The 15,658-nt window shown below is 71.4% G+C and carries 14 protein-coding genes; 10 read left to right on the top strand and 4 right to left on the bottom strand.

The window, feature by feature from the left end; all coding sequences use genetic code 11:
• Positions 1–49 precede the first annotated feature (49 nt).
• Positions 50–727 (bottom strand): potassium channel family protein, encoded by a 678-nt coding sequence (locus tag NP777_RS36430; RefSeq protein ID WP_256654469.1) that lies wholly within the window; start codon positions 725–727, stop codon positions 50–52.
• A complete protein-coding gene (locus tag NP777_RS36425; RefSeq protein WP_256654468.1) occupies positions 724–1,392 on the bottom strand; it encodes a potassium channel family protein in 669 nt (222 codons plus the stop codon). The genes NP777_RS36430 and NP777_RS36425 overlap by 4 nt, the downstream gene beginning before the upstream one ends.
• Before the next feature lie 612 nt (positions 1,393–2,004).
• Between NP777_RS36425 and NP777_RS36420 the strand changes: the two genes are divergently transcribed.
• From NP777_RS36420 to NP777_RS36385, 8 genes are all read left to right on the top strand, one after another.
• Positions 2,005–3,591, top strand: a complete 1,587-nt coding sequence (locus NP777_RS36420) for an ATP-binding protein (protein WP_256654467.1) — start codon at positions 2,005–2,007, stop codon at positions 3,589–3,591.
• Complete coding sequence (locus NP777_RS36415; RefSeq protein WP_037962350.1) at positions 3,588–4,016, top strand: roadblock/LC7 domain-containing protein; 429 nt, start codon at positions 3,588–3,590, stop codon at positions 4,014–4,016. The genes NP777_RS36420 and NP777_RS36415 overlap by 4 nt, the downstream gene beginning before the upstream one ends.
• Entirely contained in the window at positions 4,013–4,369 is a 357-nt protein-coding gene (locus NP777_RS36410) for a DUF742 domain-containing protein (protein ID WP_256654466.1), read from the top strand. The genes NP777_RS36415 and NP777_RS36410 overlap by 4 nt, the downstream gene beginning before the upstream one ends.
• Complete coding sequence (locus tag NP777_RS36405; RefSeq protein ID WP_256654465.1) at positions 4,347–4,958, top strand: GTP-binding protein; 612 nt, start codon at positions 4,347–4,349, stop codon at positions 4,956–4,958. Before NP777_RS36410 ends, NP777_RS36405 begins: the two co-directional genes overlap by 23 nt.
• On the top strand, positions 4,955–6,427 hold the full coding sequence (locus NP777_RS36400) for a cytochrome P450 (protein WP_256654464.1): 1,473 nt from the start codon (positions 4,955–4,957) through the stop codon (positions 6,425–6,427). Before NP777_RS36405 ends, NP777_RS36400 begins: the two co-directional genes overlap by 4 nt.
• Positions 6,409–7,524 carry a cytochrome P450 family protein gene (locus NP777_RS36395; RefSeq protein ID WP_256654463.1) on the top strand — a complete coding sequence of 372 codons (1,116 nt, stop codon included), beginning with the start codon at positions 6,409–6,411 and terminating at the stop codon, positions 7,522–7,524. Before NP777_RS36400 ends, NP777_RS36395 begins: the two co-directional genes overlap by 19 nt.
• A gap of 88 nt (positions 7,525–7,612) precedes the next feature.
• Complete coding sequence (locus NP777_RS36390) at positions 7,613–9,718, top strand: APC family permease (protein ID WP_256654462.1); 2,106 nt, start codon at positions 7,613–7,615, stop codon at positions 9,716–9,718.
• 157 nt (positions 9,719–9,875) lie between these two features.
• Entirely contained in the window at positions 9,876–11,210 is a 1,335-nt protein-coding gene (locus NP777_RS36385) for a class I SAM-dependent RNA methyltransferase (protein WP_256654461.1), read from the top strand.
• A gap of 60 nt (positions 11,211–11,270) precedes the next feature.
• Here NP777_RS36385 and NP777_RS36380 read toward each other — a convergent pair whose 3' ends face one another.
• The gene (locus tag NP777_RS36380; protein ID WP_256654460.1) at positions 11,271–11,678 is read right to left on the bottom strand and encodes a hypothetical protein; all 408 of its coding nucleotides are present in this window, start codon (positions 11,676–11,678) and stop codon (positions 11,271–11,273) included.
• A 631-nt stretch (positions 11,679–12,309) separates the two neighbouring features.
• Positions 12,310–13,257: a hypothetical protein gene (locus tag NP777_RS36375; RefSeq protein WP_256654459.1), complete on the bottom strand. Its 948-nt coding sequence runs from the start codon at positions 13,255–13,257 to the stop codon at positions 12,310–12,312.
• A gap of 674 nt (positions 13,258–13,931) precedes the next feature.
• On the opposite strand from NP777_RS36375, the gene NP777_RS36370 reads away from it, so the two are divergent.
• Positions 13,932–14,738, top strand: a complete 807-nt coding sequence (locus NP777_RS36370; RefSeq protein ID WP_256654458.1) for a DNA-binding response regulator — start codon at positions 13,932–13,934, stop codon at positions 14,736–14,738.
• 97 nt (positions 14,739–14,835) lie between these two features.
• Positions 14,836–15,624 carry a LuxR family transcriptional regulator gene (locus NP777_RS36365; RefSeq protein WP_256654457.1) on the top strand — a complete coding sequence of 263 codons (789 nt, stop codon included), beginning with the start codon at positions 14,836–14,838 and terminating at the stop codon, positions 15,622–15,624.
• Positions 15,625–15,658: the final 34 nt, after the last annotated feature.

The raw sequence follows: 15,658 nt of genomic DNA, 5'->3' as shown, positions 1-15,658 counted from the left end.
GGCACAGTCCTGGGCAGGGCCCGGCCCCGTCAGCCCGAGACGTCCCTCGTCAGCCCGCGGTGTCCTGGCGCTGGACGGACAGCAGCGCCTCCAGCTGCTCCTCGCGCGCCTGCGCCGCGACGAACAGCAGCTCGTCCCCGGCCTCCAGCACATCGTCCTTGTTCGGGGTCAGCACGCGGGTGCCGCGGATGATGGTGACCAGCGTGGTGTCCTCCGGCCACTCCACATCGCCGACCCGGGTGCCCACCAGCGCCGCCTCCGGCGGCAGCGTCAGCTCCACCAGGTTGGCGTCGCCGTGGCTGAAGCGGAGCAGCCGCACCAGATCGCCGACGCTCACCGCCTCCTCGACCAGCGCCGACATCAGACGCGGGGTGGAGACGGCCACATCGACGCCCCACGCCTCGTTGAACAGCCATTCGTTCTTGGGGTTGTTGACCCGGGCGACCACCCGGGGCACCCCGTACTCGGTCTTGGCGAGCAGCGAGACGACCAGGTTGACCTTGTCGTCACCGGTGGCCGCGATGACCACGTTGCAGCGCTGCAGCGCGGCCTCGTCCAGCGAGGTGATCTCGCAGGCGTCGGCCAGCAGCCACTCGGCCTGCGGCACCCGCTCCACCGAGATGGCGGTCGGCGCCTTGTCGATGAGGAGCACCTCGTGCCCGTTCTCCAGCAGCTCGCTCGCGATGGAACGCCCCACGGCGCCCGCACCGGCAATGGCGACCCTCATCGGCTTGCCTCCTCGGGACCCTTTTCGAACGCCGCCTCGACCTTCTCGACCTCGTCGGTGCGCATCATCACATGCACCAGGTCGCCCTCCTGGAGCACCGTCCCGGAGGTCGGCAGCATCGCCTCGCCGAGCCGGGTGAGGAACGCGACCCGCACCCCGGTCTCCTCCTGGAGCGTGCTGACCTTGTGGCCCACCCACGAGGGGGAGATGTGCACCTCGGCCAGCTGGACCCCGCCGCTCGGGTCCCGCCACAGCGGCTCCGCGCCGGACGGCAGCAGCCGCCGCAGCATCTGGTCGGCGGTCCAGCGCACCGTGGCCACGGTCGGGATGCCGAGGCGCTGATAGACCTCGGCCCGGCGGGGGTCGTAGATCCGGGCCGCCACGTTCTCCACGCCGAACATCTCGCGGGCCACCCGGGCCGCGATGATGTTGGAGTTGTCGCCGCTGCTGACCGCGGCGAAGGCCCCGGCCTCCTCGATGCCCGCCTCGCGCAGGGTGTCCTGGTCGAAGCCGACGCCGGTCACCCGGCGCCCGCCGAAGCCCGCGCCGAGGCGGCGGAAGGCGGTGGGGTCCTGGTCGACGACCGCGACCGTGTGCCCCTGTTGCTCCAGGGTCTGGGCGAGGGCCGCGCCCACCCGGCCGCAGCCCATGATCACGATATGCATGCGTCCTACCCCGCACTCCTGATGACCGTGCCGACCTGCGCAAACACCCTGCTCACATCTTCCTTCCAGGACCTACGGGGCGACAGCGGGGCGGAACCCCGATGCCGGTGCCAGGGGACGACGGGAGTCGGCCGCCGCGGCACCTCTCCCCACCGTATCCGTACCGGCGGCCCGCTCCCCCGTCCGCGCGCGACGGTCCGGAAATGAAGGTGGTGACGTATGACATAGCCCGAAAGTTCCCACGGTGATCGGTGATGAGCGGAGGTGGCCGGAGGCGATCGCGGACACGCCCGGAGGAAAGAGGTAACGATCATTTCCGGTTGCGGATGGAGAGTGAAAAAGCTGTCGGTGATCAGCCGTGACCACTACGGTGGGCCCGGGTTGCGGCGCTCCTCGGGTGGTCGAGACCCTTCATCTTCGCCTGAAATCCCGGATCTTCACCGAAACCACATGACAAATGACCGGTGATTCCCGCTGGTTCGAACTTTGTCACGGGTGTCGGACGCTAGGTCACGACATGGCTAAGATGATCGTCGTATTCCGTTTCCGGACGGGACATCAGGGCTCTGAACGTTCCTTCCGCGCCCGCGTTTCTCCTGCACGAGGTTCCTGATGACTGATCACATATCGGAGGCGGTGAGCTGGTGTCTGGCCGCCGCGCTTCTCGTCGTCCTGGTGCTTCTGATCCGCCAGCGGCAGATCACCGCCGGAGTCCGCAGGCGCAACGCCACGCTCGAGGACAGCCTGCGCGCCCGTGACGAGGAGGTGCGCCACCTCGTCGACGTACGCCTCCCCTCGATCGCCGACGCGCTGAGCCAGGCCGGCCCGCTGCCGGGCCTGCGCGACGAGAAGCTGGCCGGTACGGCCTTCGCGCAGAGCCTGCACGCCGTCATGGAGCAGTTCACCCGGGCGGTGGACAAGGCGCAGACGCGCGCCGACGCCTCCGCCAAGGCGGCGCTCAAGGCGTCCATGCGAGCCGTCCAGGGACTCGCCAATGAACAGCAGGTCTCCATCTCCGAGATGCAGGAGCGGCACGACAACCCCGATGTGCTGCGGGACCTGCTGGAGATCGACCACGCCAACGCCCAGTTCGGCCGGCGCGCCCAGGCCATCGCGGTGCTCTGCGGCTCCTGGCCCGGCCGGCAGCGGCTGGCCTCCTCGCTGACCGATGTGGTCCGCGGCGCCAAGTCGCGCATCCGCGACTACCAGCGCGTCCAGGTGCACACCCTGATCGACGTCGCCGTGGTGAGCCGGGCCGTGGAGCCCGCGGTGCTCGCGGTCGCCGAGCTGCTGGACAACGCCGCCCGCCACTCGCAGCCCAACACCTCGGTGGAGGTCAGCCTCCAGCCGGTGCACAACGGGGCCTGCATCGTGATCGACGACGCCGGTGTGGGCATGGACGGCCTGGAGGTCCAGCGGGCCGCCAGCCTGCTCTCCGGCCAGCGCGCCGTGGACGTCGCCCGGCTCGGCGACCCGCCGCAGTTCGGCTTCGCCGTGGTGGGCCTGCTGGCCGCGCGGTACGGCTTCAGCGTCTCGGTGGACACCCGGTCCCCGTACGGCGGTGTGCGCGCCGTGCTGTTCCTGCCGACCGAGCTGCTCACCCATGTCGACCCCGACGGGCGGCCGGGCACCGCCGGGCAGGACCCCGAGGGCGCCGAGCCGCTGCACACCCTGCCCTCCCGCAGGACCCGTCCCCCCAGGAGGGCGCAGCAGGCTCCGGCCGCCCCGGCCCAGGCGCAGGAGCCGTCCCCGATCCCGCACCGGGCCCCGGGCTCGTATCAGGCCCCGGCCCCGCACCAGGCTCCCTCCCCGCATCAGGCCCCGGCCCCGCACCAGGCGCCGATCCCGCACCGGGCCCAGCCTCCGGCACCGGCCCAGGCGGCATCCGCCCCGGAACCGGCACCCGCCCCGGCGCCCCAGCCGTCCCCCGACGGCGAGGGCACCGGCGTGTACGGCACCACGGCGGGCGGTCTGCCCAAGCGCCGCCGCCGGCAGGCCGCGGCCACCCCGCCGCCCGGCGACTGGACCACGGGCGCCGGGCAGACCGGCGCCGCCGACCCCGACACGGGCGCGTTCCGCGTGCGGTCCGCGAAGGAAACCGCTTCGCGGATGGGCGCGTTCGCCCGCGGCACCCGCTCCGGCCGGTCCGCCACCCAGGACTCCGCCCCGCACCATGACGAAGGGAATCGCCAGGCATGAACGACCATCTCAACAACGAGCTCGGCTGGATGCTCGACGAGGTCGTCAAGATGCCGGAGGCGCGGCACGCGATCCTGCTCTCCGCGGACGGGATGCTCCGGGCACACTCCCAGGGCATCGCGCGCGACGAGGCCGAGCGCCAGGCCGCCGCACTCTCCGGACTGCAGTCGATCAGCCGCTCCACCTCCGAGTTCTGTGATCCGCACGAGACGCCCTGGCAGCAGACGCTGGTCGAGTTCGTCGGCGGGTACGTCTTCCTGATCGCCGCCGGGCCCGGTGCGTATCTGGCGGTCTCGGCCACCGAGGCGGTGGACATGGAGGCGGTCAGCTACCGGATGCAGAAACTCGTCGACCGGCTCGGCAAGGAGCTCACCAGCCCGCCGAGGCAGGGCCTCCCGCGGCAGGGGATCGGCAGCCACGCATGAGCCCGGGGAGGCGCGAACGAGGATTGGTACGGCCGTATGTCGTGACCGACGGCCGTGCCTACCCGACTCGTAACACCTTCGACCTGGTGACCCTGGTCATGGCCCACCCCGACCGGCCGCTCACCGGGCTCAGCCCGGAGAAGCGGCGGGTCATGGAGCTGTGCCTGGGCGGCGCGCTCTCGGTGGCCGAGGTCTCCGGGTATCTGGAGCTGCCCGTCAGCGTCACCAAGGTGCTGCTCGGCGACCTCGTGGACAGTGGCCACATCAGCGCGCGGGCCCCGATCCCGCCCGCCGAACTCCCCGAGGTCCAGCTGCTCCAGGAGGTGCTCGATGGACTCCGCGCTCGCCTCTGACCAGGCGGCCTATCTGCCGGCCACGGTGCGGGTGGCGGCGAAGATCCTGGTCGTCGGGCACTTCGCGGTCGGCAAGACGACCTATGTGAGCTCGCTGTCGGAAATCCGGCCGCTGCGCACCGAGGAGACGATGACCGAGGCCGGTGCGCTCATCGACGATCTGCGGGGCACCGAGGACAAGACGACCACCACCGTCGCCATGGACTTCGGCCGGCTCACCCTCAGCGAGTCCCTGGTGCTCTATCTGTTCGGCACACCGGGGCAGCGGCGCTTCACCCGGCTGTGGCGGGACATGACGCTCGGGGCGCTGGGCGCGCTGGTGCTGGCCGACACCCGGCGGCTGGAGCAGTCCTTCCCGGTGATGGCCGTCCTGGAGGAGCACGGACTGCCGTACGCCGTCGCCGTCAACCACTTCGAGGGCGCTCCCCGCTTCGCCGAGCCGGAGGTGCGGGAGGCCCTCGATCTGCTTCCGGAGACCCCCCTGGTGACCTGCGACGCCCGGGACCGGATCTCCTCCACCCGCGCGCTGATCGCCCTCGTCCAGTACCTACAGGCCCGCCAGACCCGTAGTTCTCAGGAGATTGTGTGACCAACAGTCCAGCCGTCGGACCCGTTCCGCCGCCCGGCTGCCCCGCGCACGCCGCCCCCGCCGAGGCCGGGGGCGCCACCGGGTCCCGCGCGGCCGTGCCGATGTACGGTCAGGAGTTCGCCGACGACCCGCACGGTGCCTATGCGCGGATGCGCGCCACCTTCGGGCCGATCGCACCGGTCGAGCTGTCGCCGGGGGTGTACGCCTCGCTGGTCACCAGCTATCAGCTCGGCCTGGAGATCCTGCGCGACACCGAGCGGTTCGCCAAGGACCCGCGTAGCTGGCGGGCGATGCAGGACGGCACCGTGGGGCTGGACAACCCGGTCGCGCCGATGATGATGTACCGGCCGAACGCGCTGTTCAGCGACGGGGAGGCACATGCCCGGCTGCGCGGGGCGATCACCGACAGCCTGGACCGGGTGGATCCGCACGCCCTCAGCGAGTACGTCGAGCGCAGCGCGGAGACGCTGATCGACGCCTTCGCCTCCCGGGGCCAGGCCGATCTGATCACCGAGTACGCGTCGGTGCTCCCGCTGCTGGTCTTCAACCAGCTCTTCGGCGCCCGCCCGGCGGACGGGCCGAAGCTGGTCGAGACGATGATGAAGCTCTTCGACAGCGGCGAGGACGCGGCGGCGGCCAACGACGAGCTGCTCCGGTGGATCTCCGGCCTGGTGGCGGAGAAGCGCGAGCAGCTCGCCGCCGACGTCACCTCCTGGCTGATCGCCCACCCCTCGCAGCTCTCCGACGACGAGCTGATGCAGCAGATCATCCTGATGATGGCGGCCGGTACCGACCCCGAGCAGAACCTGATCGCCAACGCGCTGCGGCTGCTGCTGTCGGACGACCGCTTCGCCGGTGAGCTGTCCGGCGGCAGCATGCCCGTCCAGGACGCCCTGGACGAGGTGCTCTGGAACGATCCGCCGATGGCCAACTACGGCACCCGGTTCCCCCGGTACGACTGCGAGGTGGCGGGCGTACGGCTGCGCAAGGGCGACCCGGTGCTGATCAGCTACGCGGCGGCCAACCACGAGGCCGCCCTGGCCTCCGACCGCCGCTCCGGCAACCGGGCCCATCTGGCCTGGAGCGCGGGCGCCCACCGCTGCCCCGCCGAGCGGCCCGCCCGGGTGATCGCCTCCGTGGCCATCGAGCGGCTCCTGGACCGCCTCCCCGACATGGAACTGGCGGTTCCGGTCGAGCGGCTGACCTGGCGGACCGGCCCCTTCCACCGCGCCCTGGCCGCCCTGCCGGTGCGCTTCCCCGCCCAGGCGGCGGCTCAGGCCGAGCCGTTCGCGGCATCCGTGTCCAAGTCGGCCCCATTCGACGAGAACCCTGGAGGCAGCCAGTGGAACCCCGTCCCATCGTCCTCGACCCCGCCGGCCGAGACATCGTCGGAGAGGCAGCCCGAGTCGCAGCAGGCGGCGAGGCGACGCTTGTTGAGCTTCCTGACGGCGTGGTGGCGTGGGCAATAACCCGCCAGCGCACGCTCAAACAGCTGCTGACCGACCCACGGGTCTCCAAGGACCCCCGGCAGCACTGGCCCGCGTGGAACAACGGTGAGATCTCGCCGGAGTGGCCGCTGATCACCTGGGTCGCCGTGGAGAACATGTTCACGGCCTACGGGGGTGAGCACCGGCGGCTGCGCACCCTGGTCTCCAAGGCGTTCACCGCCCGGCGCACCGCCGCCCTGCGGCCGCGCATCGAGGAGATCTGCGCCAGGCTCCTGGACGACCTGGCCGCCGTCGCGCCGGGCGAGGTGGTCGACCTGCGCGAGGCGTACGCGTATCCGCTGCCCATCCAGGTGATCTCCGAGCTGTTCGGGCTCGAGGACGAGAACCTGCGCGAGCGGATGCGCCGGGTCGTGGACAGCATCTTCCACACCTCAGCCTCCGCGGAGGAGGTCACCGCCACCTACGGCGAGATGTACGCCGTACTCGGCGAACTGGTGGCCACCAAGCGCGAGAACCCCGGCGACGACCTGACCAGCGGGCTGATCGCGGTGCGGGACGAGGAGAGCGGCTCCAGGCTCAGCGAGAAGGAGCTGACCGACACCCTCGCCCTGTTCCTCTCGGCCGGTCATGAGACCACGGTCAACCTCCTGGACAACGCCATCCACGCGCTGCTCACCCGGCCCGAGCAGCTCGAGCACGTCCGGGCGTCCCGGGCCACCTGGGACGATGTGATCGAGGAGACCCTGCGGCACTCCGCCCCGGTCGCCAACCTGCCGCTGCGCTACGCGGTGGAGGACATCGAGCTGGACGGCGGCGTGGTGCTGCGCAAGGGCGACGCGATCCTGGCCGCCTACGCGGCCGCCGGACGCGACCCGGAGGTGCACGGCGACGCGGACGCCTTCGACGTCACCCGGCGGCTCAAGAACCATCTGGCGTTCGGCCACGGCGTCCATCTGTGCGTCGGCGCCCCGCTGGGGCGGCTGGAGGCCGCGATCGCGCTCCCGGCGCTCTTCGACCGCTTCCCCGGGCTCGCACTCGCGTCCGGGCAGGACCCCCTGGAGCCGGTGGAGTCGTTCATCTCCAACGGCCACCGCACCCTGCCCGCGCGACTGGCCTGACCGCTCGGGGGTCCGTGCTCCCGCCCGCCCCTTTTCCCGGGGGTGGGCGGGTGGGCGGGGGCACGGGCTACCCCTTACGATCCTCTGCGTGTCCAAACTGACCGACCTCCCGAAACGGATCCTGATCGGGCGGGCGCTGCGCAGCGACAAGCTGGGGGAGACCCTCCTCCCGAAGCGCATCGCGCTCCCCGTCTTCGCTTCCGACCCCCTGTCCTCCGTCGCGTACGCGCCGGGGCAGGTGATGATCGTTCTGTCCGTGGCGGGGGCGTCGGCCTACCACTACAGCCCGTGGATCACGATCGCGATCATCGTGCTGATGTTCACGGTGGTCGCCTCGTACCGCCAGAACGTCCACGCGTACCCCAGCGGAGGCGGTGACTACGAGGTCGCCACCACCAACCTCGGCCCCAAGGCCGGGCTGACCGTCGCCAGCGCCCTGCTGGTCGACTACGTCCTCACGGTGGCGGTGTCGATCTCCTCCGGTGTGGAGAACCTCGGCTCGGCCGTCCCCTTCATCGTCGAGCACAAGACGCTCTGCGCGGTCGGGATCATCCTGCTGCTGACGCTCATGAACCTGCGGGGCGTACGGGAGTCGGGCAAGCTCTTCGCGGTCCCCACCTATGTCTTCGTCGGCGGCGTCTTCGTGATGATCCTCTGGGGCGCCTACCGCGGGCTGGTCCAGGGCGACGACATGAAGGCCCCCACCGCGGGCTTCGAGGTGCACGCCGAGCAGACCGGGCTGGCCGGTTTCGCGCTGATCTTCCTGCTGCTGCGCGCGTTCTCCGACGGCTGCGCGGCCCTGACCGGCGTCGAGGCGATCAGCAACGGCGTGCCCGCCTTCCGCAAGCCCAAGAGCCGTAACGCGGCGACGACGCTGGCGCTGATGGGCGGCCTCGCCGTGACCATGTTCGTCGGCATCATCACCCTCGCTCTGGTCACCAACGTCAAGATGGCCGAGAACCCCGCGCACGACCTGCTGAAGAACGGCACCCCGGTGGGCGCCGACTACACCCAGAACCCGGTGATCTCGCAGGTGGCGGCCGCGGTCTTCGGCGACGGCTCGTTCCTCTTCGTGGTGCTGGCCGGAGCCACCGCGCTGGTGCTGTTCCTGGCCGCCAACACCGCGTACAACGGCTTCCCGCTGCTCGGCTCGATCCTGGCCCAGGACCGCTATCTGCCCCGTCAGCTGCACACCCGCGGCGACCGGCTCGCCTTCTCCAACGGCATCGTGCTGCTGGCGTCGGCCGCCGCGGTCCTGGTCTACCTCTACGGGGCCGACTCCACCCGGCTGATCCAGCTCTACATCGTCGGTGTCTTCGTCTCGTTCACCCTCAGCCAGACCGGTATGGTGCGGCACTGGAACCGCCATCTGGCCACCGAGCGGGACCAGGCCGTCCGCCGCCGCATGATCCGCTCCCGCGCGATCAACACCTTCGGGGCCTTCTTCACCGGTCTGGTGCTGGTCGTGGTGCTGCTGACGAAGTTCACCCACGGCGCCTGGGTCGCCCTGCTCGGCATGGTCATCTTCTACGTCACCATGACGGCCATCAGGCGCCACTACGACGGCGTCTCCGAGGAACTGGCGGCGGCCACCGAACATCTCGACGAGGAGGAGGTGCGCCCCTCCCGGGTGCACTCCATCGTCCTGGTCTCCAAGGTCCACAAGCCGACGCTGCGCGCCCTGGCCTACGCCAAGCTGATGCGCTCCCACCGGCTGGAGGCGCTGAGCATCAACGTGGACCCCGCCGAGACGAAGGCGCTCCAGACGGTGTGGCACGAGCGCGGGATAGACGTACCGCTCAAGATCCTCGACTCGCCCTACCGCGAGATCACCCGGCCGGTCATCGACTACGTCAAGAGCCTGCGCCGGGAGAGCCCGCGCGATGTGGTCTCCGTCTTCATCCCGGAGTACGTGGTCGGCCACTGGTACGAGCATCTGCTGCACAACCAGAGCGCGCTGCGGCTCAAGGGGCGGCTGCTGTTCACCCCGGGCGTCATGGTGACCTCCGTGCCGTGGCAGCTGGACTCCTCCGAGCTGGCCCGGAAGCGGGCCCGCAAGCGGGCCGAGTGGAGCGCGCCGGGTGCGGTGCGGCGCGGCCCGGTGATCCCGCCCAAGCGGGAGAAGGGCGAGAAGGGCGAGAAGGGGGCGAAGGGCGAGAAGCCGGGCGTCACCTCGCAGGTGCCGGGTCGCTAGGCCCGGGGATCCGGAGGCTTGGGGATCCGGGGGCCTGGGGCCCGGGGATCCGGGGGCCCGGGGATCCGGGGGTGACGGGGTGAGGTCCGGCGGGACGTAGACTGGTGGGCTGTTGTCCCACCGCGCCCCCTCACACCTTCTGGAGCCTGAGCCCGCCATGCAAAGTGAACCCAAGGCATCGCTGGTCGGCGAGGAGTACGAGGTCGAGGTCGGCCCGGTGGCGCACGGCGGCCACTGCATCGCCCGGACCGCCGAGGGCCAGGTGCTGTTCGTCCGGCACGCGCTGCCCGGCGAGCGGGTCGTCGCCCGGGTGACCGAGGGCGAGGAGGGCGCGCGTTTCCTGCGCGCCGACGCGGTGCGGGTGCTGGACGCCGCCAAGGACCGGGTGGAGGCGCCGTGCCCGTTCGCCGGGCCCGGCAAGTGCGGCGGCTGCGACTGGCAGCACGCGGCCCCCGGCGCCCAGCGCAGGCTCAAGGCCGATGTGATCACCGAGCAGCTGGCCCGGCTGGCCGGGCTCACCCCCGAGGAGGCGGGCTGGGACGGCACGGTCGAGCCCGCGCCCGGCGACAAGGTGGCCCGCGGCGAGGTCCCGGCCTGGCGCACCCGGGTGCAGTACGCGGTGGACGAGCAGGGCCGTCCCGGGCTGCGCCGCCACCGCTCGCACGACGTCGAGCCGGTCGACCACTGTCTGATCGCCGCCCCCGGCGTCACCGAACTCGGCGTCGAGAAGCGCGAATGGCCCCAGATCGCCACCGTGGAGGCCATCGCCGCCACCGGCTCCTCCGACCGGCAGGTGGTCCTCACCCCGCGCCCCGGCGGCCGGCTGCCGATCGTGGAGCTGGACCGGCCGGTCTCGGTGCTGCGGGTCAGCGAGTCCCGCGGCCGGGAGCGGACCCGTCTGGTGCACCGCGTCCACGGCCGCCCCTTCGTCCGCGAGCGCGCGGCGGGCCGCACCTGGCGGGTCGGCGAGGGCGGCTTCTGGCAGGTCCACTCGAAGGCGGCGGACGTTCTCGTCGAGGCCGTGATGCAGGGACTGATGCCCCGTAAGGGCGAGATGGCCCTCGATCTGTACTGCGGTGTCGGCCTCTTCGCGGGCGCGATCGCCGAGCGGGTGGGGGAGAGCGGCGCGGTGCTGGGCATCGAGTCGAGCAAGCGCGCGGTCGAGGACGCCCGGCACAACCTCCAGGACCTGGAGCGCGTCCGCGTCGAGCACGGCAAGGTCGAGCAGGTGCTGCCCCGCACCGGGATCACCGAGGCCGACCTGATCGTCCTGGACCCGCCCCGCGCGGGCGCGGGCAAGGAGACGGTCACCCGCGTCGCGGCCCTGGGCGCCCGTCGCATCGCCTATGTCGCCTGCGACCCGGCGGCCCTCGCCCGCGACCTCAAGTACTTCCGCGAGGCGGGCTACGCCCCGCGCCGCACCCGCGCCTTCGACCTCTTCCCGGTGACGCACCATGTGGAGTGCGTGGCGGTGCTGGAGCCCGCGAAGTAACGGGCGGCGGGCCTGCGGTGGCGGAGTCACCGGCGTCGGGTCCGGCCGAACCGTCCGGCGTCACCCGCCGATCGGTGACTCCGCGACGCAGCCCCCCTCGTTGATCAGGCTTTCGCCCTTCTCCTCGGCGATGACCTTGCCCTTGTGCACGATCTTGCAGGTCACCTCGGAGCCGGTGGAGACCGGCGCGACCGCCGACGGCATGATGCCCCTCAGCGTCACCGTCTTCTTCCAGGGCAGCGCGGGCTTCTCCACCGTTTCGGTCTTCGGGTCCATGGCCTTGCCGCCGCCCCCGTTGAACTCGATCGACTCGACATCCTTCCCCGTCACCTCATAGGTGACCTCGTACGTCTGGTCGACCACCTTGTCGACGGCGTCTACGGCATCCTCGTCCGAACAGGCGGAGACGCCCAGCGCGAGGCAGGTGAGGGCAACGGAAATGACGGCGCTACGTATGGTGCGATTCATGCGGGATCCCCCTGGATTCCAGAAAACGGACGCGCGGCTGACCGTAAATAGACAGTCAAGTCGAGGTGAAGGTTGCCCTATGGAGGCCGCCCTCCCGAGAGGTGGCGCGACCTCGCCTGGACCACGTCCCACACCGGCCGCGCGGCCGAGGCGGCGGGGCCGGGCTCTCGCATGAACTGACAGGCTCGTGACCGCTGACGGGCCCGGTCAGGACCTGCTGACCATCGTCGACGAGCGGGGGCCGCTGCCGCTGGTGGAGGCGGCCAGTCTCGGTGCCCTGCTCGCCGAAGGACTCGGCACCGTATACGAGGCCGGGCTGCTCCACCGCGACCTCAAGCCGCAGACGGTCTGCGGCCGGCGCGGCGACCCGGGCCCGTGCTGCCCTCACCATCACCTGGAACGGGGAACCGAGCCGGTTCCTCCGTCCCGTGGGTGTTCGTTGAGACGCACCTGTCGGCTGGGCGCCGCACCCCGATCCGACGCGCGAGGAGCGCTGAGGCGGAAACCTCCGGCCCCGCACGGCCGTTGGCGCCGGGCGGCTCGGGCGGCTCGGGCGGCTCGGGCGGCTCGGGCGGCTCGGGCGGCTCGGGCGGCTCGGGCGGCTCGGGCGGCGTCAGGTGGGTGGGGGGTGTCAGGCGGGTGGGGCCGTGGCCACGCCCGGGGTGGTCCGGGACGGGGCGCGGGTCAGGGTCCACATCATCGCGGCGCCCGCCGCGACGGCGCACAGGTGGAGGGTGATCGCGAGGCCCAGCCGTTCCGGGAGGACGACGTCGGAGGGCGAGGCGATCGCCACGTACAGCGTGAAGGGCAGCTTCCAGCCGCTCCACGCGAACAGCGAGCCCGAGCCGAGCCAGCCGAGGACCGACGGCAGCCAGCGGGGAAGCCGACCGGGGCCCTCGCGGCCGGGGCGGGCCACGGCGAACGCGGCGACCAGCGCCCAGGTGCCGCAGATCCCGCACAGCAGGCGCCAGGTGGTACGGCCCTCGTCGGGGTGGGCGAGGCCCGCGGTGCCGCCCGCCGCCCAGTACAGCCACATCAGGCCGACGGCGGCGCCGAGCGCCACGGCCGCCCGGCCGAGCGGTGCGGGACCGCCGGCCCGGCCGCTGAACGCCTCGGGCCAGCGCCTGCGCAGATAGGCGGGGAGCGCGAGGGTCAGGCCCAGGCCCATGCCGATGAAGCCGAACTGGATCAGGGCGGCCTCCCAGCCGGGCATCTGCGGGTCGCTGTCGCTCCCGGAGCCGGAGGCGTCCGGCTCCGACAGCAGCGAGTCGGCCACCGCGTACGGCAGCATCGAGACCAGGAACCCCGCGCCGACCCAGGCGCAGAACACCAGTGGCACCCCGGGCAGCCGCATTCCCCACGGCCGGGCCAGCGCCAGTCCGAGAGTGATTCCGATGACCGCCATGCCGACCGTGATCGTGTTGAGCACCACCCATTCGGCGAGCCCGAACCCGGCCCCGACCGGCGCCAGTCCGAGCAGTGAGCCGACCACCCACGACACCTTGATCACGGCGTAGGGGGCCATGGCGGCGGCGCCCCCGTACGCGGCCAGCCGCCCCATCCGGTCCCACCGGTCCATCGAGCTCTCCTTCTGTGCGTTGCGATCATCTTCGCGCCCGGTGCCGGGGGCCGCGTCCGTCTCCGGGACCATCCGGCTCCGCCGTGCGGGGGAGCGGGATTCGTTCCCCGGCAGGACGGGCGGGGAGCGGAAAGCATGGCCGAATTCATTCCCCTGGTGCGGTTGAATTCTTTTATCGCTCAACAAAGAAGGAGGCAATTCATGGCGGTTTTCGGACGATGGCGCAGGTCGAAATGCCTGATGCGGACGTGGTTTTTACCGACTACTGTGACGTAAGGTGCTGAAGCGGCCTGCGGGGGTGTGCCATCGCGTGATCACCGTAGGCAACAAGGTGCCTACGGGGGAGCGGTGTTGACCTCAAGAGGTCATCGGTGTGGCGAAGTGTGATCGTACGCATGCGCATCGGCGTGAAAAGGAGGGGGAGCGATTCCGCTTAGGGGGTCGCAGCGCAGCAACCTGACAGCCGCGGCGCATGGGTGCACGCTTCACTGAAAACGGTCGTTTACTTGTTCTTTGGCCGGTGAGCGCCTTGACTCGCTCACGGTTGACCCAATCTGTTCGCTCAATCTAGTGTCCAATACACTGCTGCGCACGGTGCCATTCCGCTCGGGTGAATTCTCATGGCCCGGCGGATGGCGAAGAACCGGTGCATGCCAATCGACGGGGGATTCGGGATGGGTGTGGCAATTGATCCACGTGGTGTTGATCCACGTGGTGTTGATCCACGGGGTGCCGACGAGACGGCGGAGCGGTCCGACGACCACGCGTCTCATCTGGAACAGGCGCTGTTGCAGGCGCGCAAGCTGATCGAGTCCACGGTTCTGCTGCACTCGCGCAGAAGGACCACGCCCTCTCCGGTGGTGCGCACCGACGGCGCCCGGATCGGCGACTCGCTCGCCCCGCTCATCGTCGGCGCCCGGTACTCGGTGGCCGTGACCCTCACCGGCGCGGGCGCCTTCGAGAACGCCGTGATCGAGGAGTTGGACCGCACCCCGAGCCGGGCGGTGGTCCGGGTGCTGTGCAATGTGCCGGCCGCGGCGGGCGTGGCCGAGCGGCTGCGCCCGCTGACCCGGGTCCGTCCCGAAGTGCGCGTCTCGCAGAGCGAGTTGCGCGGCATCGTGGTGGTCGACGGCGCCTCGGCGCTGGTGCAGACGCAGGACCGGGAGCCGGAGGGGCAGGTGGCCGTCGTCAACGACCTCGGCGCCGTACGGGCCCTGGAGCTCCTCTTCGCCGGTGCCTGGTCCCGGGGCCGCAAGCTGGCGGACCACCTCGGGCTCGCGCCGAGGCTGCGCACGGAGTTCGCCCGCACCGTTCTGGAGGCGCTGCGCGCCGGTCACACCGATGAGACCGCGGCGCGGGCGATCAATGTGTCGCTGCGCACCTACCGCCGCCATGTCGCGGAGATCATGCGCGAGCTGGACGCCAGCTCGCGCTTCCAGGCCGGGGCCCGCGCGGTCGAGCTCGGCCTGCTCGCCGACTGAGGGCGACGACGGGGCGACGGCACGACGCTGTCGGGACCGGGCCGTCACGGGGGAACGCGGCGGCCCGCCGATCCATATCTTCAGGGGGATGGTTGGCATGTCCGGCTCGCGAGCGGACGAACTCGAAAAGGCCCTGCTGGAAGCGAAGGCGCGCATCGAGTCGATGGTCGCGCTGCACCGGGACCGCAGCTCCCAGGAGCAGCTCATCACCGAGGTCGACAACGCCTACGACGCGGTGTTGGAGACGGCCGAGGGCCTGGTCAAGGAGGCGCGGACCAGCATTGACATCATCCACGCGCGACGGCCGTCCCGGGCGGACCGGCTGGGGCGGCGCAGCGACCAGGTCGAGCGGGACCTGCTCTACGGCGCCCATGAGGACGTGGCGATCCGGCTGCTGACCACGCCCACGCTGCTGGACGACGACTTCGTCCGCGAACAGCTGGGCCGGGAGCGGGCCGTGGCCATCCGGGTGGCCCATATGCCGCCGCTCCAGGCGCTCATCGTGGACGACAGCGTGGCGCTGGTGGTGGCCGAGTCGGCGGCCGGGCGGCGGGCGTCGGTGATCCGGGTGGCGGAGCTGCTGCACTCGCTGCGGATGCTCTTCGAGTCCATCTGGAAGGACGCCTTCCGGGCCGGGGAGCGGTTCGTCTTCGGGGACCGCACGCGGGCGGCGTTCGCCCGCCGCATCCTCAAGTACCTCCAGGCCGGGGTCACCGATGAGGTCGCGGCGCGCGAACTCACCGTCTCGGTGCGCACGTATCGGCGCTATGTGGCCGACATCATGTCCCAGCTCGGCGCCAACTCCCGGTTCCAGGCCGGGGTGCGCGCCGCCGAGCTGGGGCTTCTGCCGCCTACGCCGGGGGCGGAGCCGAATGGTCGCGGCTAGGCGGGCGGATGGTGACGCCTGCGGCGGGCTGCTC

The organism is Streptomyces rugosispiralis, assembly GCF_024505145.1.
Classification (GTDB): Bacteria; Actinomycetota; Actinomycetes; order Streptomycetales; family Streptomycetaceae; genus Streptomyces; species Streptomyces rugosispiralis.
Note: the sequence above shows the minus strand (reverse complement) of the source record. Positions and strands in the feature narration are given on the sequence as shown.